The organism is Synechococcus sp. PCC 6312 (assembly GCF_000316685.1).
In the GTDB taxonomy this organism is placed as follows: domain Bacteria; phylum Cyanobacteriota; class Cyanobacteriia; order Thermosynechococcales; family Thermosynechococcaceae; genus Pseudocalidococcus.
In genome coordinates, this window is sequence record NC_019680.1 from 2,897,649 (window position 1) to 2,917,653 (window position 20,005).

Here is a 20,005-nt window from a genome sequence, read left to right on the forward strand (position 1 = left end):
TCCCCTGCATCGAGATAGGCACTTCACGTAATCTATTGTTGAGTGAAAAGGGCTGAAGAAGGTTGTTGAATTTCATCCTGTCACCCTGAAGGAGACTTTCAACTAGCACCTAAGCTTAACTCATTAAAAATTTCCTTCAGCTATTTGAATGTAACCTGGACAACATTAGACAGCGGAATTAACGCTCTCGCCATAGGGTCGCGCCAACCTGCGGATACTCAATAAAAGCAAGGGCAAGATAAAGATTCATAAAACTTCATGACTTTTGTCTGTTTTGCCTAGAGAATAGTAAATATTCATTAATATTATCTGACTACTTCTTTTCAAATTGTGACGGAATCCGGCTCTATCGCTGATTTTGCGGCAATTCTTTGCTACAAGGTGATAGAAGGCTTGCTTGCCCAGGGCCTTAACGATTCTTCACATTTGTGAATTTTTAGTTACTCAAGGAGTCAGAACGCATGTTCACCCACGTCAAGTCCACAATTCGCCATTTGGCCCCAGAAGCACTAAACGGGCGGTCTTTGATGCGAGTGGTCTATGTGGTGTTAGAAGCCCAGTACCAAAGTGCTTTGTCTGGAGCGGTAAAGACGATTAATGCAAAAAACCCCGGCCTGGCCATTGAAATCAGTGGTTATCTCCTGGAAGAACTGCGCAACCCAGAAAACTACGCTGCCTTTTGTGAAGATGTGGCCCGGGCCAATGTTTTTATTGCCTCGTTGATTTTTATTGAAGATCTGGCCGATAAAGTTGTCGCAGCGGTGGAACCCTATCGGGATCGGTTAGATGTGGCCGTGGTCTTTCCCTCCATGCCCCAGGTGATGCGCCTCAATAAAATGGGCAGTTTTTCCATGGCCCAACTCGGTCAGTCCAAGAGCATGATTGGCCAATTCATGAAAAAACGGAAAGAGAAGGCTGGCTCTAGTTTCCAAGATGGGATGCTCAAGCTCCTGCAAACCCTGCCGAAAGTCCTCAAATATCTCCCCATTGACAAAGCCCAAGATGCCCGCAACTTTATGCTCAGTTTCCAATATTGGCTGGGTGGCTCCCCGGAAAACCTGGAAAACTTTTTGTTAATGCTAGGGGATCGGTATGTCTTCAAAGGCGAACTCAACATTGCCGAGCAAACCTACCAGGATCCTGTCACCTATCCCGATACGGGCATTTGGCACCCTCTCGCCCCGCAAATGTTCGGGGACTTAAAAGAATATTGCAACTGGTTCAACAGCCGTCGCGACATTTCTGCTGATCTCAAGGATCCCTTAGTCCCGACTGTTGGTTTGATTCTCCAGCGTACCCATTTGGTCACGGGGGATGATGCCCATTATGTGGCGGTTGTCCAGGAATTAGAATCCTCTGGAGCACGAGTAATTCCAGTGTTTTCGGGGGGTCTGGATTTCTCGAAACCGATGGATCTGTTTTTCTATGATCCCTTGCAGCCAGAAAAAGCGATTGTGGATTGCGTTGTGAATCTAACTGGATTTGCCCTAGTCGGTGGCCCGGCTAAACAGGATCATCCCAAAGCCATTGCCGCGCTGAAAAAGCTCAACCGTCCCTATATGGTTTCCTTGCCCCTCGTCTTTCAAACCACCGAAGAATGGGAAGACAGTGATTTGGGCCTGCATCCGATCCAAGTTGCGCTCCAGATTGCCTTGCCAGAGTTAGACGGAGCGATTGAACCAATTATTCTCTCAGGGCGGGATGGAGCCACCGGAAAAGCGATTGCTCTCCAAGATCGGGTCGAAACCATTGCCCAACGAGCGATGAATTGGGCCAACCTCCGCCGCAAACCGAAAGTTAATAAAAAAGTTGCGATCACGATTTTCAGTTTCCCACCGGATAAAGGCAACATTGGTACCGCCGCCTATTTGGATGTCTTTGGCTCCATCTATAAAGTCATGGAGGGTCTGAAAAACAACGGCTACGATGTCGAAAATATGCCGGCCAATGCCGAAACCCTGATGCAGGAAATTCTCCACGATGCCCAGGCCCGGTACAGTAGCCCCGAACTCAACATCGCCTATCGGATGCCGGTGAACGAGTACGAAAAACTCACCCCCTTTGCCAAACGTCTGGAAGAAAACTGGGGTAAAGCACCGGGAGAACTTAACAGTGATGGGCAAAATCTCCTCGTCTTTGGTAAAGAATACGGCAACGTCTTTATTGGGGTGCAGCCCACGTTTGGCTATGAAGGCGATCCAATGCGGTTGCTCTTTTCCCGCTCGGCCAGTCCCCACCACGGGTTTGCCGCCTATTACACTTACCTGAATAAAATCTGGAAAGCCGATGCAGTCTTACACTTTGGCACCCACGGCTCCTTGGAATTTATGCCCGGTAAACAAATGGGGATGTCCGGCGATTGCTATCCCGACAACCTGATTGGCAACATTCCCAACCTTTACTACTACGCCGCCAATAACCCCTCGGAAGCGACCATTGCCAAACGCCGCAGTTACGCCAACACCATCAGTTACCTCACCCCACCGGCGGAAAATGCTGGACTCTATAAGGGCCTGCGGGAACTGAGTGAGTTGATTGCCTCCTACCAAACCCTAAAAGAAAGCGGGCGGGGCATCCAGATTGTTAACACGATTATGGACAAATGCCGCCTGGTCAATTTGGATCAGGATGTGGCCTTACCGGATCAGGATGCGGCGGATCTCTCGGCGGAAGACCGGGATGGGATTGTCGGCAAAATCTACATCAAATTGATGGAAATTGAGGCTCGCTTATTGCCCTGTGGCCTGCATGTGATTGGTAAGCCCCCCAGCACCGAAGAAGCCGCCGCCACCTTGGTGAATATTGCCAGCTTGGATCGCCCGGAAGATGAGATTCTCAGCTTGCCCCGGATTATTGCCCAAAGTCTGGGCCGGGACATGGAGGAAATTTACAAAAACAGTGATGCCGGAGTTTTGGCCGATGTGGAGCTCTTGCAAGCGATTACCCAGGCCACCCGTGCTGCTGTTGATGCTCTCGTCCAGGCCCAGGCCGATGCCGATGGTCGGATTTCCAAGGTGTCTAAGCTCAATTTCTTTAATATGGGCCGGAAAGAACCTTGGATTGAAGCCCTCCATAATGCGGGTTACACCCAAGTCAGTGCGGCCGATCTCAAGCCCTTGATGGAATATCTCGAGTTCTGTTTGCAGCAGGTGGTTGCCGATAACGAGTTGGGGGCCTTGCTTCAAGCTTTGGAAGGGGAATATATCTTGCCGGGGCCTGGGGGCGATCCGATTCGCAATCCCGATGTCTTGCCCACGGGGAAAAATATCCATGCCTTGGATCCCCAATCCATCCCAACAGCCGCCGCCGTCCAATCAGCCAAAGTTGTCGTGGATCGGTTACTGGCCCGGCAAAAAGCAGAAAACAATAATCAATGGCCGGAAACCATTGCCCTGGTGCTCTGGGGAACGGACAACATCAAAACCTATGGGGAGTCTTTGGCTCAAGTCCTCTGGATGGTGGGGGTGCGGCCGTTGCCGGATTCCTTGGGACGGATGAATAAATTGGAGTTGATCTCCCTCGAGGAACTGGGCCGCCCCCGGATTGATGTGGTGGTCAACTGTTCCGGTGTCTTCCGGGATTTGTTTATCAATCAGATGGACTTGATCGACCGGGCGGTAAAAATGGCCGCTGAAGCCGATGAACCGGCTGAGATGAACTTTATCCGTAAACACGCCCTGAAACAGGCCGAGGAATTGGGGGTGAATATTCGCCAGGCCGCGACACGGGTGTTTACTAATGCTTCCGGTTCCTATGCCGCTAACGTTAACTTGGCCGTGGAAAACAGCAGTTGGGAGCAAGAGTCGGAATTGCAGGATATGTATTTATCCCGGAAGTCCTTTGCGTTCTCGGCAGATTCCCCTGGCACGATGGAGCAATCTCGGCAAATTTTTGAGTCGGCGCTAAAAACCGTAGATGCCACGTTCCAAAACCTGGATTCAGCGGAAATTAGCTTGACGGATGTGAGCCACTATTTTGATTCGGATCCGACGAAAGTTGTGAGCAGTCTCCGTAAGGATGGCAAGCAACCCCTTTCTTATATTGCTGATACGACCACGGCCAATGCTCAGGTTCGGTCACTTTCGGAAACGGTGCGTTTAGATAGCCGGACGAAACTCCTCAATCCCAAGTGGTATGAAGGAATGCTCTCCCACGGTTATGAAGGGGTGCGGGAAATCTCGAAACGCTTGGTGAATACGATGGGCTGGTCGGCCACGGCGGGCGCGGTGGATAACTGGGTCTATGAAGATGTCAACACGACCTTTATTCACGATGAGGAAATGCGGCAACGGATGCTGAATCTGAATCCTCATTCGTTCCGCAAAATTGTCAGCACGTTGTTGGAAGTCAATGGCCGGGGTTATTGGGAAACCAGCGAGGAAAACCTAGACTTGTTACGACAGTTGTATCAAGAGGTGGAGGATAAAATTGAAGGGGTAGAATAATAAATTTATGTTGTTTGGGGGGCATTTGGCCCCTTAAGCGCCTTTAAAGAATCTAGCTCTGTAAGGTAATAGAGCTTAATAAAAAGGGTGGCGGTGTTCTATATGACATCTAACAAGAGAGAATTATGTTAGATATCATTTCTATCCATAATCCCCACAAAGCATATTTTAGTTTTATAAATTTTTCATAATTTTTTTGGGATCTATGTATTACGAGAGAAGTAACGGGGCAAGACATGAAGGGAGAGGTGCTAAAGCGTTTATTTCGGGCTGTTGCCAGTGATGATTCACAGGCAATACAGAGTATGCTGTCCGTTGTTGTAGAAGAAGAGCGCAAGTTGGGCCACATTAATCTTGCGGATCAATTAGAAAGCATTCTCCGAAAAAGCAGCCATCATGCTACCTATGAAAACTCATCAATAGCTCCTCATAGAAGTAGTTCTGTAAAGACCTTAGAAGACACTGCATCAAAAGTACCTGATGCAAAATCGCTTACACTCTTATCGAGTAAGCATAGGTTTAATCATCCGTTTATTGTTACGATTCCTCGTGATAATTTGCGGCATCATATGATCCTTTCTGATGCTGTAGAGGTACGGTTCCGCCGTATTGAACGGGAATATGCCGCTCGTGATCGACTTGCTCATCATGGTCTACGGTATCGTCAAAAGATTCTACTGTATGGTTCTCCAGGATGCGGCAAAACGATGGGAGCCGAACGGATCGCTTGGAATACAGGTTTAACTTTGGTCAAGGTTCGCTTTGATGCAATGGTATCTTCTTACTTAGGAGAAACTGCTACCAACCTACGTGAAGTATTTGAAACTGCTGCTGCATCGCCTTGTTTGCTTTTTATTGATGAATGTGATGCGATAGCAAAGTCCCGTGAAGATAGTCAAGAAGTTGGTGAAATCAAACGTGTAGTTAATACATTCCTTCAGCTACTTGACGAGTATGAAGTCTCCAATGGCTTGCTTGTTGCTGCAACCAACTTAACTAAATTTCTCGATGAAGCTGTATGGCGAAGATTTGACGATGTTATTGAAGTACCGAAGCCAACAGAACCAGAAATTAAGGCTATTCTTAAACAAACTCTCTCTTCAGTCGAGGTTGGTTCAATCGATTGGAACTTGATTGTCCAGAAGATGATTAATTTCTCGGCTGCTCAAGTTGTCAGAGCTGCTCAAGATGCTGCAAAACGAGCCATTCTGGATCGAGAAGAACTAGTCATTCAAGAGCATCTAGAAGAATCAATTCAAGACGTTTTAGCTTCTCATGTCTGAGAGATCGGAACAGTTCAAACATATTCCATTAAGGTTAACAAGAACAGGAACCGCGTTTTCATATCCTCGAAAGCGACCGAGACCTTCTGCACAATCCTTTGCTAATAAAGGAAATCGTGATGGGCACGGTCGGCGGCTCAAATCCTCTGTATCCTCAATCACTTCTGATTGGCAAACCACTCTTGAGAAGCGTCGCCAAGAAGGATTGCCAGACATACCTACGTTGCCATCTTTTTTACTCAAGGTTGATCCAAAATCATTCGATGCAGACTCACTCAAAAGCTTTGATATTGAAGTCATTCTTGAACTTGAAGATGGTTATATTTTAGGGGCTTCGGCTGATGCTGAATTAACCAAACTTCAAGAAAAAATCGAGAAGTTTATTGCTGAGGAGCACGGTGGCGGTAAGGTTGCTGAGATTTGGGAAATTCTGGAAGGTAAATTTAAACGTTTAAAATATATACTCTCGCCAGATCTACTTGCAAAGTGGGATCAGATTCTAGATGGTCAAACTTATACAGTTGATGTCAGTATTGCTTGTGTTGGTCTAAATCCCAAATTTTCTAATTATCCACTTCAAAAGGAAGAAGAAAACCCTGAAAAATACGCTCGTAAGATCGCTCGGTGGACTGAGAAGCGCGATCAAACTATACAGGAGTGGGATCAACTCCAATATGAACGAGAGTGTGATTTTGAGAATTTTGTGAGAGACCTAGGTGGTACATTTCTTTTACTTGGCGACCACGATGACCGTTCACATCTTGCACTTCTGCCCGATAGTTTTTCTAGTCGAATTGAAATTTCAGGCAGAGGCTTGAAAGATTTAGTTGCTAACTATCCTTATATTTTTGAGGTCAATGAGCTAGAACAAATTGCTGAACCATTGACTGAACGTAATCTAGAAACAACTGACCAACCTTCTTTTACGCTTGAACCACCATCGCCATTGGCTCCGAAAGTGTGCGTTATTGATAGTGGCATTCAAGAAAGTCATCGTTTACTGCATGTTGCTATAGACAGTACGAACTCCCGATCTTGGGTTCCTCATGACACTGATACAGTAGACCGCGTATTACCTGGGGGGCATGGTACACGCGTCGCTGGAGCAATTTTATATCCTCAAGGGGTTCCACGTACTGGTCGGCAAGCAGCAATTTGCTGGCTTCAGAACGCTAGGGTTTTAGGGCAGAATTGCCTTCTCTCGGGCAAGGTATACATGCCAGAAGTCTTACAAGATATTGTGGATTTTTATCATCGACAGGATCGACAGGTACGTACTCGCATCTTTAATCACTCAATTAACAGTTCGGCTCCTTGTCGAACACTTTACATGAGTGCGTGGGCGGCTGAGATAGACTATCTTTCTTGGCAAAATGATATCCTTTTTATTGTTTCAGCAGGGAATCTGCCTACTGTTCGACTTCGAGGACTTAGCATCACTCGAAAGACACTTACAGAGCACTTTCTAGAAGGCTGTGTATATCCAGACTTCCTTTTGAAGGATTCATCTCGTATTGCTAATCCTGCTCAAAGCTTTCAAGCTCTGACAGTGGGATCCATTGCTCATTGCACATACAACAAGCCACCTCTCACTTCTGTTGCATCCCAAGATTATCCTTCAGCTTTTTCCTGCGCAGGCTACGGCATTTGGGATTCAATTAAGCCTGAGGTTGTTGAGTATGGTGGTGATTGGGTTCAGGATCAAGGAAACCCACCTAGCTTTTCTACCCCCAAAGATGTTTGTCCTGAGTTGATACAGACAACAATGGGAGGAGCGCCTGCGATCGCTGCAGATAGTATTGGTACCTCCTTTGCAACACCTAAAGTCACTCATATTGCGGCAGCTTTAGCAGCTAATTTTCCTGAAGAGAGCTGTTTGCTTTATAAAGCGTTGATTGTGCAATCAGCAAGACTACCTGAATGGACAAAGGATGAACTTGATCTTTCTCCAGCTATTCGTATGATGGGCTATGGTTTGCCTAATCTTGAACGTGCTCTCGGAAATGCGCCTCATCGCGTGACTCTAATTACTAGAGGGGACACTTTTATTCAGGCACAGCAGGCACATATCTATCAGGTAGTAATTCCTGAAGAGTTACAATCTCCAGCAGAGTCATTTGACATTTTGGTTGAGATTACTCTTTCCTACAAAGCAGAACCACGTCGAACACGACGCGATAAACGCAAGTACTTATCTACCTGGCTACATTGGGAATGTAGCGAAAAAGGCGAATCGCCAGACTCTTTTTTAGCTAGAGTTTTGAAAAAATCTGAAGTATCTGATGAAAATATTGAGGAATCCCGTCAGGAAATAGATAGCGACGGAGAGGGTATTTTTTCATGGACTATTGGACAACAAAAAAATCATAGTAAGCGTGTCAAAGATACATCTAGAGGAGTTGGAACAATTCAAAAAGACTGGGCAATAGTGAAATCTTTCGACTTGCGCGACACCTTCTGTATAGCAGTTGTAGCCCATAAAGGCTGGAATAATGATTTAACGGCTCAGATACCTTATGCTCTAGCTGTTAGTTTTGAAATTATTAATTCTGAAATTACTATTTACGACGCGTTTGTGCAAGTTCAGCAGCCTCTACAAGTACAACAGGAAGTGCGTTTGAGTGTTTCTTAAAAGTAATTCTAATTACTCAGCCTTATATCCTGAAATCTGTACAACATTTGGTGCATTTATAGTTGGGTATAACGAAAGCAATCGTTCTGAGGTTTACTTAAGTAAAAAACCTAGTGTTCTCCATAGAGTTCTTGTCCTCATGAAAATTCCTACTTTGTCCGTATAAAATTAATCTTTATATAATTAATTAATCAATATTGTCTTGGAGTTAACCAATGTTACAAGAAGATATTAAGAAAGAATTAGATAACCTCAATGATGGGCAACTTAAACAAATTGCTGATTTTATTGCTTTAGTTGAACTACATGCCAAACAAATGATCCTGCCGCAGCAATTGTGGCAAAGAGCAACATCATCAGACAGGGCTAAGGAATTTCGGGAATGGGTATCACAACTTCCGAAAGGTAATCCAAGCTTAAATGAGACAGCTTTTAATCGGGGTAGCATCTATGAATAATGACGAAGTACAGACTCGATCGACTACAGTATCCAACCATCAACCCAAAATTATTCGCACAGAACGAGGACTAACCATTTCTGGCACTCGTATCACCCTCTATGATGTCATGGACTATGTAACGGCGCAGTATCCCCCAAAATTTATTCGCTCCTTATTTGACCTAACAGAAGCAGAAATTAACACTGCGTTGACTTACATTGAAACCAATCGCCCTGAGGTTGAAGCAGAGTATCAACTGGTTCTCAAACAGGCTGAGGAAAATCGGCAGTATTGGGAAGAGCTTAGTCGTCAACACCTTGCACATGTTGTCAAGAGACCACCCAGGCCAAGACGCTCTTTGGGCAAAACTTCAAGCACAGAAAGCGAGACATGAACTAGACGCATGAACTTTTTGGTCGATCACAACCTGGGGGGACATGCTGAACTTTTATTAGGTAATATCGCCAGTCAAGGATTAAAATTAGTGTACTGAACATATTCTCTAAATTATATTGGACATTGAAAATAAAAAATAATCTCATTAAATCTAGATTACAACGCATGATTTTGTCACTGACATTGGTGACAGTCGAGTGAGGGTTGCATTTGGATACTGGTCAGGTCACTTATCTCGAACCAACTCCATACGTTTTCAACAGAACTAGCAAAATCCAACTGCGGTTAATGACGGTCTTTTATCCGGCCTGGGCATCCAGGATTTGCCGCCATACCAATGGGTTTAGTCCCCAACACCGCACAAACCAACCCAATCTAGTCTGCTGAACAGCAACTAAGGCCGATACCGTTGTTGCCCATTTCGCAAATTGATAGGCAGCAAATTCCGATTCACAACCGACACGCACGGCCCAAACCCGGCCTAAACTCACCTCTAAAACAACTTCAGGGGTTAGGGGGGATAGTTTCAAGGGTTCAGGCTTCCCAATAATCTGTTCACAATACGCCAACACATCTGTCTGCCGTGACAGACTCATCTGCTGCCAACTCTGGCCAAACTGGGAAGAAATCAGGAAGCGGCCATACTGCTGTTCTAGGGTAGTCCGTTGGGTGCTCAGGGTTTGAAATTGATTGTTGTTCATGGGGCGACTCCATTCCATCCCTTCAAACTCTCATAGGTTTTGTGTTAGATTACGCCCATTCGGGCATTGCATTGAAAATGAATAATCACAATCAGCGTCTTTCGAGTGGGATTGGGGAACGTTTAGTACAGTTACGGGGAAAACGGAGCCGTCAAACCTTTGCGGAGTTATTAGGCATTGGGGCGCGTACTCTAGTTCGGTATGAAAAAGAAGAACGTCTTCCCGATGCCGAACTGTTGGCCCGTGTGTGCCAAACCTTTGAGGCTGACCCAACCTGGCTCCTGATGGGACGTTACCCACAACGCCCAACGGTGGCGATTCCTCGGTATGACTTAGAAGCAGCAGCGGGGCCTGGCACATTTTTAGAGGCAGAAGCAGCGATTGATGCGCTTAACCTCGACTTGGATTGGATTGAACAAGAATTGAACGTAAATCCACAGGATGCCGGATTACTCACAGTGCGAGGTGACTCAATGGAGCCTACCCTCAATAATGGCGATACCGTACTTTTCACTCATAAACTCCCTGACCCCTTACAAGAGGGGATTTATCTGATTCGCTGTAATGCCCTACTGATGGTGAAGCGGTTACTCCCACAGCCAGGTAAAACTCTCTTGATTGCTAGTGATAACAGTGCCTATCCACCATTTCCAATTTCTGAGCAAATTGACCCTGATGATTTTGCGATCCTGGGTCGAGTCGTCTGGTCGGGACGGAAATTAAGAGGGTAGATAGTTATGGTTTACACCCTCCCTGTATCTCGATTCCAAACCTATCAACGATGTCCCCAGGCCGACTACTTTCGATACGAGCGGCACATGAGTAACCCAATCGGCCATAGAGCTGCGGGCTTGGGACGGGGCCCTCCATCAGACCCTTGCGACTCTCTACCGTGACTGGTCCTATAGTCAGCCGATGCCTTGGGACTGGGTAATCGAGCAATGGGAGCCACACAAAACTAGGTTAACTCTCTCGAAATACCAAGATGGGGAAAGCATTCTTCAGCGTTACTACACCCAGTATCTCCAGTCAGAGATGCTCCGTAAACCGGTCGCAGTCGAAGAGAAGATTCAAGGCACACTCCGATTTGAGGGGATTGAATTTAGCTTAAAGGGACGCTATAACCGTCTTGACTGGAACGATCTGGAAACTACACCACTGACAGGTCTGACCTACCGACTGTTAACGCCCAGTAGAACCAATAATGTCACCTTCTTAATATTTTTGTCACCTAAGGGTTATTTGGGGCTTGAGTTTACCCCTAATTTTTATCCCCGCAGGTTGCCCCATGAGTAAAGTTACGATTGAGCATCACCGAGGCTTGTTATGTTTAGGGTGGCAGAATTCTGGCAAGTGTCACACTTTCTCCTTAGGCGTTAGAGGTGATGCCATTGGCGGAGTTGCTATCAACGGGTGTTGGCTCACCTAAGGCAATCTCTCAACATCCAGGCCAATTTGGTGACAGTGCAGAGAACTAAAGATTTTGCAGCGGCAATCATGGAGTAAGCCTGTGACCCCACTGCTAAAGAACATTTATGGTTATTGGAGTCATGCTGGAGTTGAGCATCTAGAGCTGATGAGTTTGCACCATGACTGAGCCTTGGGCTTAGATAGCTAAGACAAAGTTAGGTTTCTAGTAGGGTAATCTTGCCTGTTTGCCCGTTCATCTGAATCTGCTGTCCCGTTTTTAGATGTTGAGTGGCTTGCTCCAGACCCATAATGGCGGGAATGCCTAACTCTCTGGCTACAATTGCCCCATGGGATAAACGGCCACCCACTTCAGTAATAATGCCCACGGCTCCCGTCAGCACTGGCAACCAGCCCGCATCTGTGTAGGGGACAACCACAATCGTATTGGGCGGAACCCGCAGGGCCTGGCTTGGGTTGTGAATGATTTGGACTCTGCCTTGAGCGATACCCGGACTGGCTCCAATCCCTTGCCAAGTTGAGGTCTGCTGCTGGGTGACGGAGATGGGTAGTTGGGGATTTTGACCGTAAACAACATAGGGAATGGGTTCTAAATTTTGCAGTGCATTAAATTCTCGACGGCGGTTCTCAATGAGTTCTTGATAGTTTGGCCAATCCATTGTTTGGGGAGCTTGAATTGCCGTAGTCAGCTCATTGAACTGGAGGAAGAAAATATCCCCCTTGGTCAAGAGTTGCCCGTTTTTAAGCCATTGGTTTTCCAGGCCAAGAACCGTCCAACGTAAATTTGCCAGGAGTTGACCATAGACTGTAGCCACATCCCCCTTAAGATTGATCCGCGCCTGCACCCAGGCCTGGGCTTTTGGATTGAATTTAGGCCGATGAGCGGATGTTGACTGGCCCACTAAACTGCCTAACAACTGCCACACTAGGTCTGGGGTCTCTTGCCAAGTCGGGACAGAAATATCCGTAGCTGTGGGGCTGATATAGCCAAAGGTCTGCAAGAATTTCTCTAAATCCCCTAAAACGGTTTTTCCTTCAGGCATTTTTTCTAAGGCCTGTTTGAGGGGTTCTGGGGCCGTAGCTACATCTGTCTTCAGAATCTCTTGAACCTTTTGAGCAATTGTCGTTAAGGCTTTTAAGGATGCAGTTTCTGGGCTAGTACTGGTATCGAGAGTTTCAGGGTGGACGCGACCAAGGGCTTGTCTGAGGGCAGCACTCAAGGGGGCCATGATGTTGTAGTAGGTGGCAATTTCCAGGCCTGTCAAGATTTTTTCAATCCGATTGAGTAACCAGAGGGGATCGGCAGCGGCAGTGATGGGATGCTCTTGGAGTTCCTGGAGGAGGGGGTGGAGGTGTTTCTGGTCATCCCGTTGCCAATCCCTGGGCAGTTGCCATTCCCGTTGTGCCAATTTTCCCAAACCGGGTAAGGCTTTCAAGGTGGTGCTCAAGGGCGGCCGACTCATTTTAGCTCCCCGAGTCAGAAACTCTAAACTCTCTGGGGGCAGTCCCATCCGGCGGAAAATAGTCCCTAAAAGGGTGGCATTAAAATAAGCCCGGCCAAAATGGAGATCTGCTGTGGCCTGGAAATCTAATCCCTGAGCCGCTTGACCCAAAACAAGGGAAAAAATTTCTCCCCAGACCCCACAGGTGAGCGGCCGATTAATTGACCAAGTGAGGGGATGAATCACACCGGGAATGACTTCGGCGGCAATTTTACGTGTCCAAATCGGTAATAGGGTGGTAATCGGCCGGGCCTGGAGCACCCAAATGGTTTGCCCGTCATAGGTCCACTCCAGATCCTGAGGAATGCCATGATAGCGAGTTTCTAATTCTCGACACAGGCGAGCCACTTCCAGTATTACGGCTGCAGGTACATCTCCCGTGATCTTTAATGAGTCTGGGATTGGCCCCTGTGCATCAAACAAGACTCGATAGGACTCCGGCGTAAATTGTCCCGAAACAACGCGACTGGCAGGGCCGGGTAACGTTTCTACCGCCACGCAATCCAAACCGCCCCAGAGGGGATCTCGGCTAAAGGCCACCCCAGAAAAGACCCCCTGAATTTGGATTTGGACAAGAACGGCCATCCCAGCATGATTTGAATGGTCTGACTCTGAAGGATTATTGGCCCGGTTGTAGGACTGTTGCACCCCAATCAGGGCCTGGGTGAGTTGCTCCGGGTTGGTAATATCCAAAAAACTGGCATATTGTCCCGCCATGGCACTGGCCAAAGAGTCTTCCCCCGGTGCTGAAGAACGGGCTACCAGAGGATGGGCAACATCAAAGTTCAGGCTGGTAATCAGGGGTTCCGGATCATCGCCAGCCGGTAATACCCAACCCATCGGCACAGCATAGCCCCAGCGTTTCAGCTGACTGAGGGTTGCCGCTTTATGACCAACTTTTTCGGGAGACAGGGGGTGATCCAAACTCAATAGGGCGCGCTCCCCTTGGAAAAACTGAAACATGACTTGACTCTCTGGTCGGGCCTGGTGCCTGTTTAAGGCTAAATCATCGGGCAACTCTTCATAAATCCAGCCCAAGGTTAAGGCTAAAACCCCAGCGGCCAAGGTTTCGGGAATGGAACGGCGAATCAAGGCCACCATCACTGGAAAAATAATTAACGCGACAAGCCGCCCCTGTTGCCGTTGACGAAAAATCGTAAAACTGACCCCACTAACTAGAACCGTTAACCAGGCTACCCCAGGAGCAAACCATAAGACTCCCCAAACGACGTTGGTTGTCCCGGCCCCATTCCCCCAACAATATCGTCCCGCCACCAAGCAGAGTAAGGCTAACCAAGGGCCAACGGCTAAATCTGGAAACCAGTTTTGCATCCAAAGAACCGCTAAAATCCCCTTCGCAGCTTCCGAGCAAACGGCCAAAATCCCCAAAACAGTCCCGCCATGATAGAAGGCTGCCGATACCCCCGCATTACCTGTGCCTAATTGGGATAGGGGGCGTTTCAGCCACAGCAAACCCAACCCGTTAATAATTGGCAGGCCCCCCAAGACCGAACAACCCAGGCCCAGAACTATCGCTAATCCAATTTGAGTAATCAAAGCAGAATCAAAGATGGAATTGAAGATAATTATAACGTGATCAATTCCGATGAATAGCTGAGTGATGAGTTAACAAGAGTCTATCAATGATCATCTAGCATTAGTTTATATATTTAATATTTGTCAAATTTTTATTTATTTTTTCAATTTATCCGTCAATTCAATTTCATTGATTCTGTTTTTTTACTGAAGCACTTATCTAGCAATTTGGTATGTACCATTAAAAAACTAACTTTTGTGATCATACTTTTAAATAAGTTTTGAAGACATTAACATGGTATCAAGTCATTAGAATTATGACAATTTTGCAAACCACTGAATTGAGCTTAAGCAAGTAGGAGAGTATTTCTTACAAGTAGCTCTACTAAATCCCCGCAGGATTGTGATAAAAACACGGATGAAATCTGTTAGGTTTAAGTAAGTTCATGGCTTGATCTATGGAACTTGCACCCGGATTCTCTCGCCAATCATTGCTAACAGATTTAGGTCGCGTCGCCTATGCCCGCGGAGGCCCAGAGATTACGGTCGCTAATACACCTCTGACAACGCTTTTGTTCTTGCATGGGTTTGGGGGTGGTTCCTCTAGCTATGAATGGTCACTGGTTTATCCCGCCTTTGCCGCCCACTATCGGATCATTGCCCCTGATTTGATTGGTTGGGGAGATTCAGAGCATCCCCGTCGCGACTATACAGATTTAGATTACTTACAACTGCTGGAAACCCTGATCAGCCACTTTGCCGAGACTGGGCCAATTGTGGTGATTGCCTCATCCCTCACAGCAGGCCTGGTGATTCGAGCCGCTATTGCCATCCCTGAAAAACTCCAGGCCCTGATTTTATTTCATCCCAGTGGTCTCAGTGATTTTGGTCAAGATTTTCGGGACACATGGCTAGCCCAGTTAATTGCCACCCCAGGCCTGGATCAATTGGTCTATCGGTTCGGGATTGCCACAGAATTTGGGATTCAAACCTTTATGGCCCAACGACAATTTGCCAACCCGGATCAGATTGCGCCTGCAATGGTCAAGGCTTATTTGCGGTCGGCGGAAATGGAAAATGCGGATTGTGCCGCCCTGGCCTTTGTGCGGGGTGATCTTTGCTTTGACTTGGCCGATTACTTACCGACGCTAACAACACCAACATTTTTTATTTGGGGCAGTGAGGCGCAACTTTCATCCCTAAGTTTGGGCCAAGAACTGGCAAAACTCAATCCCCAGGCCATCCAGGAATTTATTACCTTGCCGAATGTTGGGATTACCCCGCAGTTAGAAGTCCCCGCCGTCACGATTGGTTTAATTCATCGCTGTTTAGGGAAGATTGAGGGCCTGGTAATAGATATACCCAGACATGACTAACATAAATACATTAAATAATAGGACTACCACCTGATTAGGTAAGCGGGGTAACAGGCGCGTACTGAATTGTGTGGCTAAAACCCCCCCCAGGCCCAGGATAATCCCCGGCATGACCGCAACATTCCCTTGCACCCCATGACCTATAACCGCCGAAACCGCCGTAATCATGATCACCCCCAAACTGGTTTGAATGGCAGCTTTAATCTTGTCTCCCAATAAAAGCACCTGTAAAGACACCATAATTACCCCCCCCCCAATCCCAAACAAACCGGCCATTAACCCCGCAATCCCACCAATAAAAATTACAGCCCCAAATCGTTGTAATAAATTAGTTTGACTGTTTACAGAAGTAGCGTGATCATCAGATTGATTGAGATTGGTTTCTGGTGGTTCCCTAAGATTAACCCGCAGTTGCATTAGGTAAATATTGACTAATAACATTGTCGCAAAGGCAATCAGTAACCATTTATCGGGCAATTGGGCAGCCCAATAAGAACCAAGGGGGGCAGTAAACGCAGCCGGAATCCCTAAACTCAGAATTTTATTGAGTTGCCAATAGCCCATGCGCGCATTTTGTACCGTTCCTGCCACGGCCGTAATGATGATCGCGACCGTACTCGTCCCCACCGCCACAACGGGTTGAAAGCCCAAAGACACCAATAAAGGCACCATAATCACTCCCCCACCAATCCCCAGCAACCCCGCTAAGGTTCCAGCCACCAGGCCCCCAACAATTAAATAAATCTCCACTTTTTCGCCTCGGTTTTCTTCTATTGCTAGTATGGTGACATTTTGAGCTAGATATTTTGACCTAGATATTTAGTACGATCAGCCGCTGAGGACCATTAACCGCGATGAACTTAATTCAACTGGATGTTCGTCAAACGATTATTAGTGCCATTTTAGTGCTCTACTTTGGAAAGTACTTAACCAAGCACGTCAGATTCTTACGCGAATACAACATTCCAGATGCGGTTTCAGGAGGGTTGATTGCTTCACTTTTTTTTGGGATTTGCTATAGCCTATTAAAAACCCAAGTTGAATTTCATCTCCCCATTCGGGACATTCTTTTAGTGGTTTTCTTTACCACGATTGGACTATCAGCTAAATTACAAACCCTCCTCAAAGGGGGCAAACCCTTAACCATTCTCTTAATTACGGCTGTAATCTATCTGTTCTTACAAAATATTACCGGAATTACCGTGGCCAGAATCATCGGTGTGGATTTACCTATTGGTGTTTTAGCTGGTTCAGTTTCCCTCAGTGGTGGTCACGGAACAGCCATTGCTTGGGCCCCCATTTTTCAACGGGATTATGGGATTGTGAACGCGTCTGAGATTGGCATTGCCAGTGCGACCTTTGGCCTGGTTTTGGGTGGCATCATTGGTGGGCCTGTGGCTCGATTCTTAATTAAACGACATCGTTTAAAAGCCGACTGCATTGATCAAGAGTTAACGGTGGGGATTCGCCAAGATCAAGAGAATGTCCAAATTAACTACAATACAATGCTCAATGCCGTGTTTGTGATTGGCTTAACCGTGGGTCTGGGGATTCAAATTAATGGAATTACGGATGCATTGGGCTTGAAACTCCCTTTGTTTGTCGCTTGTTTGCTGGCGGGAATTATCCTCACCAATACTATGCCTTACCTGTTTAAGCGTTTACCCTGGCCGGCTGGAACCTCCTCCTTAGCCTTGATTGCAGATGTGAGTCTCGGCTTATTTTTAGCCATGTCTTTGATGAGTTTACAGTTATGGACATTGGCGGGAGTGGCTGGCCCTGTGACAATATTGCTATTAGTACAATTTGGATTAAGCACCGTTTACACCATTTTTGTTGTGTTTCCAGTCATGGGAAAAAATTACAATGCTGCGGTAATTGCAGCGGGCTATTCCGGGTTAACTTTAGGCGCAACTCCCACAGCGATTGCCAACATGACCGCCGTCACAGAACGCTTTGGAGCCTCCCCCCAGGCCTTTATTATTTTGCCGTTGGTCGGGGCATTTTTTATTGATCTTGTCAATGCCTTTGCGATTCAACGATTTCTCAGCTTTATGGGTTAACTAAGTAAAGAGCAATTCAATATAGTTTCGGTAATGGGCCAGCTGTTGTTTGAGTTGTCTGGGTTCTTGCAGGGTTCGCATCATCACAAAAGCCCCCTCAAACGCCGAAACCATGCCATCTGCCAACTCCCAAGCCTGGACTGTTAATCGTGGTGGATATTTAGCGATCACCTCTGTAAATTTTGCCCCCAGTTGCTCCCGCCAGTTCAGCAAGGCTTTAGCGGAAATGGTATGAACCTCGGCATCAAGTTCTTCAAATTGATAAACGTAGGAAGCAATTAGGCAACCTGCACTGGAATCCGTGAGTTCTTCAACTTCTTCTTGGAAAAGAGCAATCAAAATAAGAATTTGTTGGAGTGGATCGCGACTTAGAGTTTCAGCGCGGGCTAGATTTCTCTGCAAGTGGGCGGCATCCTGACTGGCATAGCGTTCAACCAGAGCCCGAGCTAAATCGGCTTTAGTTTTGAAATGGTAGAAAAATGCTCCCTTTGTAATCCCAGCTTTGGCTAAGACCATATCAATGGAGGTACCAGAGAGTCCATGCCCCATCACCAGACCATGAGCCGCATCTAAAATCTTGATTTTCGTAGATTCACCGCTTTTAGGCATTTATTATCTCAACGAATCGACTACTCTTCTCATGTTACAGACTATTTAGTCTATTTACAAATTGTTGCTCTCCTCAACGCCGATCAGTGATCCAATCCTATCAGTAGGGGATTTTGGGCTATATAGTCCATGGCTCAATTGCTCCTTTCCTCCCCTTGACAGGTCAATTTGGTTTGGCTACTATACCAACTAGTCTGTATAAATACATTCAAAGAATTCAGGAGATTTTATGACAACCCAAGTAAGTGAACCATCGCTTGATTTATCCACAGCCGCAGCCTTTGCCGAGCGTTTATTGGGCATCATTAACAGTGGCGCACTATCGCTGATGGTTTCCCTGGGGCATCGGGCGCGGTTATTTGATGCGTTGGCAGACTTACCCCAGGCCACGAGTCAAGCAATTGCTGAGGCGGCGAATCTGAATGAACGGTATGTGCGGGAATGGCTGAAGGCGATGGTTGTGGGGCGAATTGTGGATTATGACCCCGTGAAGAAGACGTATCACTTACCAGCGGAACATTCTGTATTTCTAACTCGGGCTGCAACCGCAGACAACATGGCAACCTTTGCTCAATATATTCCGGTGTTGGCCAGCGTTGAAGACAAAATTCTGGATTGCTTCCAAAACGGCGGCGGTGTTCCCTATTCCGAATTTTCCCGGTTTCATCAGGTGATGGCGGAAGATAGTGGACAAACAATTGTGGCAGCCTTGGAAGATCATATTTTACCCTTGGTTCCGAATTTGCAAGACCGTTTAGAGAGGGGTATTGATGTCTTGGATGTGGGTTGTGGCAGTGGGCGGGCCATGAATAAGCTAGCAAGCCTTTTTCCCAACAGTCGGTTTACTGGGTATGATTTGTCGGAAACTGCGATTGCTACAGCCATTGCGGAAGCTCAGGAAAAGCAATTAAACAATGCCCGGTTTCAGGTGCAAGATACAACACAACTAGGGGAAGTTGAGCAATACGATTGGATTACCACCTTTGATGCGGTACATGACCAGGCCAGGCCAGATTGGGTTCTTCAAAATATTTACCAGGCCTTGCGTCCGGGCGGGGTTTATTTAATGCAAGATATTCATGCCTCAACAGCGGTGGAGGGGAATCTTGAACATCCCGTTGCGCCCTTGCTCTATACGGTTTCTTGTCTGCACTGTATGACCGTCTCCTTAGCGGCTGGGGGATTAGGCCTGGGGACGATGTGGGGGCAAGAAAAGGCCTTAGAACTCTTGCAGGAAGCGGGCTTTGAGCAAGTTGAGATAAGGCAACTAGCCCACGACGTGATGAATGACTACTATATTACTTATAAGCATTAAAGTCATGTGTAGCATTTGTACGCTCCTATCTCGGAAAAGCCTGACCGTCTTAGGTGAAAACTCACTGAGTACTCATTTAGGTCTAACTTCTCAACCGGGTTCAGCAGGCGAAGCAGACCAGTCTAAATCTGAAGTGAGCCAGAAATTTGCGGGAGTAGAGGGATTGCCAAACAAACCAGAATCTACAAGTGTTGAATCTTAAATTTTTGGGGTTGGTTGCCAAGTTGTCCATCTACCGTAGTGATACCCAATAACTATCACTATTAACCCCATTGCCTT

The 20,005-nt window shown here is 46.7% G+C and carries 14 protein-coding genes; 10 read left to right on the forward strand and 4 right to left on the reverse strand.

The features are described 5' to 3' along the window. The first annotated feature begins 461 nt into the window (after positions 1-461). The 5 genes from SYN6312_RS14090 (at position 462) to SYN6312_RS14110 (ending at position 9,194) form a co-directional block, all read left to right on the forward strand. Positions 462-4,445: a magnesium chelatase subunit H gene (locus tag SYN6312_RS14090; RefSeq protein ID WP_015125561.1), complete on the forward strand. Its 3,984-nt coding sequence runs from the start codon at positions 462-464 to the stop codon at positions 4,443-4,445. Positions 4,446-4,681: 236 nt separating this feature from the next. Further along, positions 4,682-5,728: a 26S protease regulatory subunit gene (locus SYN6312_RS14095; RefSeq protein ID WP_015125562.1), complete on the forward strand. Its 1,047-nt coding sequence runs from the start codon at positions 4,682-4,684 to the stop codon at positions 5,726-5,728. A gap of 223 nt (positions 5,729-5,951) precedes the next feature. After that, on the forward strand, positions 5,952-8,360 hold the full coding sequence (locus SYN6312_RS14100) for a S8 family peptidase (protein WP_253276365.1): 2,409 nt from the start codon (positions 5,952-5,954) through the stop codon (positions 8,358-8,360). A gap of 215 nt (positions 8,361-8,575) precedes the next feature. After that, positions 8,576-8,818, forward strand: coding sequence for a hypothetical protein (locus SYN6312_RS14105; protein ID WP_015125564.1), 243 nt, complete (start codon positions 8,576-8,578; stop codon positions 8,816-8,818). Then, positions 8,811-9,194, forward strand: coding sequence for a DUF433 domain-containing protein (locus tag SYN6312_RS14110; RefSeq protein ID WP_015125565.1), 384 nt, complete (start codon positions 8,811-8,813; stop codon positions 9,192-9,194). Before SYN6312_RS14105 ends, SYN6312_RS14110 begins: the two co-directional genes overlap by 8 nt. A 301-nt stretch (positions 9,195-9,495) precedes the next feature. On the opposite strand, the gene SYN6312_RS14115 is transcribed toward SYN6312_RS14110, so the two are convergent. Next, positions 9,496-9,897, reverse strand: coding sequence for a hypothetical protein (locus SYN6312_RS14115; protein ID WP_015125566.1), 402 nt, complete (start codon positions 9,895-9,897; stop codon positions 9,496-9,498). A gap of 77 nt (positions 9,898-9,974) precedes the next feature. Between SYN6312_RS14115 and SYN6312_RS18440 the strand changes: the two genes are divergently transcribed. Beyond that, on the forward strand, positions 9,975-10,628 hold the full coding sequence (locus SYN6312_RS18440) for a S24 family peptidase (RefSeq protein WP_015125567.1): 654 nt from the start codon (positions 9,975-9,977) through the stop codon (positions 10,626-10,628). 184 nt (positions 10,629-10,812) lie between these two features. Continuing rightward, positions 10,813-11,193 (forward strand): hypothetical protein, encoded by a 381-nt coding sequence (locus SYN6312_RS18445; RefSeq protein ID WP_051021044.1) that lies wholly within the window; start codon positions 10,813-10,815, stop codon positions 11,191-11,193. A 329-nt stretch (positions 11,194-11,522) separates the two neighbouring features. Here the strand turns inward: SYN6312_RS18445 and SYN6312_RS14130 are convergent, their stop codons facing one another. Then, complete coding sequence (locus tag SYN6312_RS14130) at positions 11,523-14,384, reverse strand: glycerol-3-phosphate acyltransferase (RefSeq protein WP_015125568.1); 2,862 nt, start codon at positions 14,382-14,384, stop codon at positions 11,523-11,525. 437 nt (positions 14,385-14,821) lie between these two features. Between SYN6312_RS14130 and SYN6312_RS14135 the strand changes: the two genes are divergently transcribed. Continuing rightward, positions 14,822-15,739, forward strand: a complete 918-nt coding sequence (locus SYN6312_RS14135; protein WP_015125569.1) for an alpha/beta fold hydrolase — start codon at positions 14,822-14,824, stop codon at positions 15,737-15,739. Here SYN6312_RS14135 and SYN6312_RS14140 read toward each other — a convergent pair. Continuing rightward, positions 15,692-16,489 (reverse strand): sulfite exporter TauE/SafE family protein, encoded by a 798-nt coding sequence (locus SYN6312_RS14140; RefSeq protein WP_015125570.1) that lies wholly within the window; start codon positions 16,487-16,489, stop codon positions 15,692-15,694. The two genes, SYN6312_RS14135 and SYN6312_RS14140, sit on opposite strands and share 48 nt — an antisense overlap. Positions 16,490-16,593: 104 nt before the next feature. Here SYN6312_RS14140 and gltS point away from each other — a divergent pair, with 104 nt between their 5' ends. After that, positions 16,594-17,802 carry a sodium/glutamate symporter gene (gene gltS, locus SYN6312_RS14145; protein WP_015125571.1) on the forward strand — a complete coding sequence of 403 codons (1,209 nt, stop codon included), beginning with the start codon at positions 16,594-16,596 and terminating at the stop codon, positions 17,800-17,802. On the opposite strand, the gene SYN6312_RS14150 is transcribed toward gltS, so the two are convergent. After that, entirely contained in the window at positions 17,803-18,411 is a 609-nt protein-coding gene (locus SYN6312_RS14150) for a TetR/AcrR family transcriptional regulator (RefSeq protein ID WP_015125572.1), read from the reverse strand. A gap of 229 nt (positions 18,412-18,640) precedes the next feature. On the opposite strand from SYN6312_RS14150, the gene SYN6312_RS14155 reads away from it, so the two are divergent. After that, entirely contained in the window at positions 18,641-19,726 is a 1,086-nt protein-coding gene (locus tag SYN6312_RS14155; protein ID WP_015125573.1) for a methyltransferase domain-containing protein, read from the forward strand. Positions 19,727-20,005: the final 279 nt, after the last annotated feature.

Coding starts and splice junctions, on each gene's coding strand:
- SYN6312_RS14150 (WP_015125572.1), bottom strand. CDS start 18,411: ATGCCTAAAAGCGGTGAATCTACGAAAATCAAGATTTTAGATGCGGCT.
- SYN6312_RS14155 (WP_015125573.1), top strand. CDS start 18,641: ATGACAACCCAAGTAAGTGAACCATCGCTTGATTTATCCACAGCCGCA.
- SYN6312_RS14115 (WP_015125566.1), bottom strand. CDS start 9,897: ATGAACAACAATCAATTTCAAACCCTGAGCACCCAACGGACTACCCTA.
- SYN6312_RS18445 (WP_051021044.1), top strand. CDS start 10,813: ATGCCTTGGGACTGGGTAATCGAGCAATGGGAGCCACACAAAACTAGG.
- gltS (WP_015125571.1), top strand. CDS start 16,594: ATGAACTTAATTCAACTGGATGTTCGTCAAACGATTATTAGTGCCATT.
- SYN6312_RS14110 (WP_015125565.1), top strand. CDS start 8,811: ATGAATAATGACGAAGTACAGACTCGATCGACTACAGTATCCAACCAT.
- SYN6312_RS14135 (WP_015125569.1), top strand. CDS start 14,822: ATGGAACTTGCACCCGGATTCTCTCGCCAATCATTGCTAACAGATTTA.
- SYN6312_RS18440 (WP_015125567.1), top strand. CDS start 9,975: ATGAATAATCACAATCAGCGTCTTTCGAGTGGGATTGGGGAACGTTTA.
- SYN6312_RS14105 (WP_015125564.1), top strand. CDS start 8,576: ATGTTACAAGAAGATATTAAGAAAGAATTAGATAACCTCAATGATGGG.
- SYN6312_RS14095 (WP_015125562.1), top strand. CDS start 4,682: ATGAAGGGAGAGGTGCTAAAGCGTTTATTTCGGGCTGTTGCCAGTGAT.
- SYN6312_RS14090 (WP_015125561.1), top strand. CDS start 462: ATGTTCACCCACGTCAAGTCCACAATTCGCCATTTGGCCCCAGAAGCA.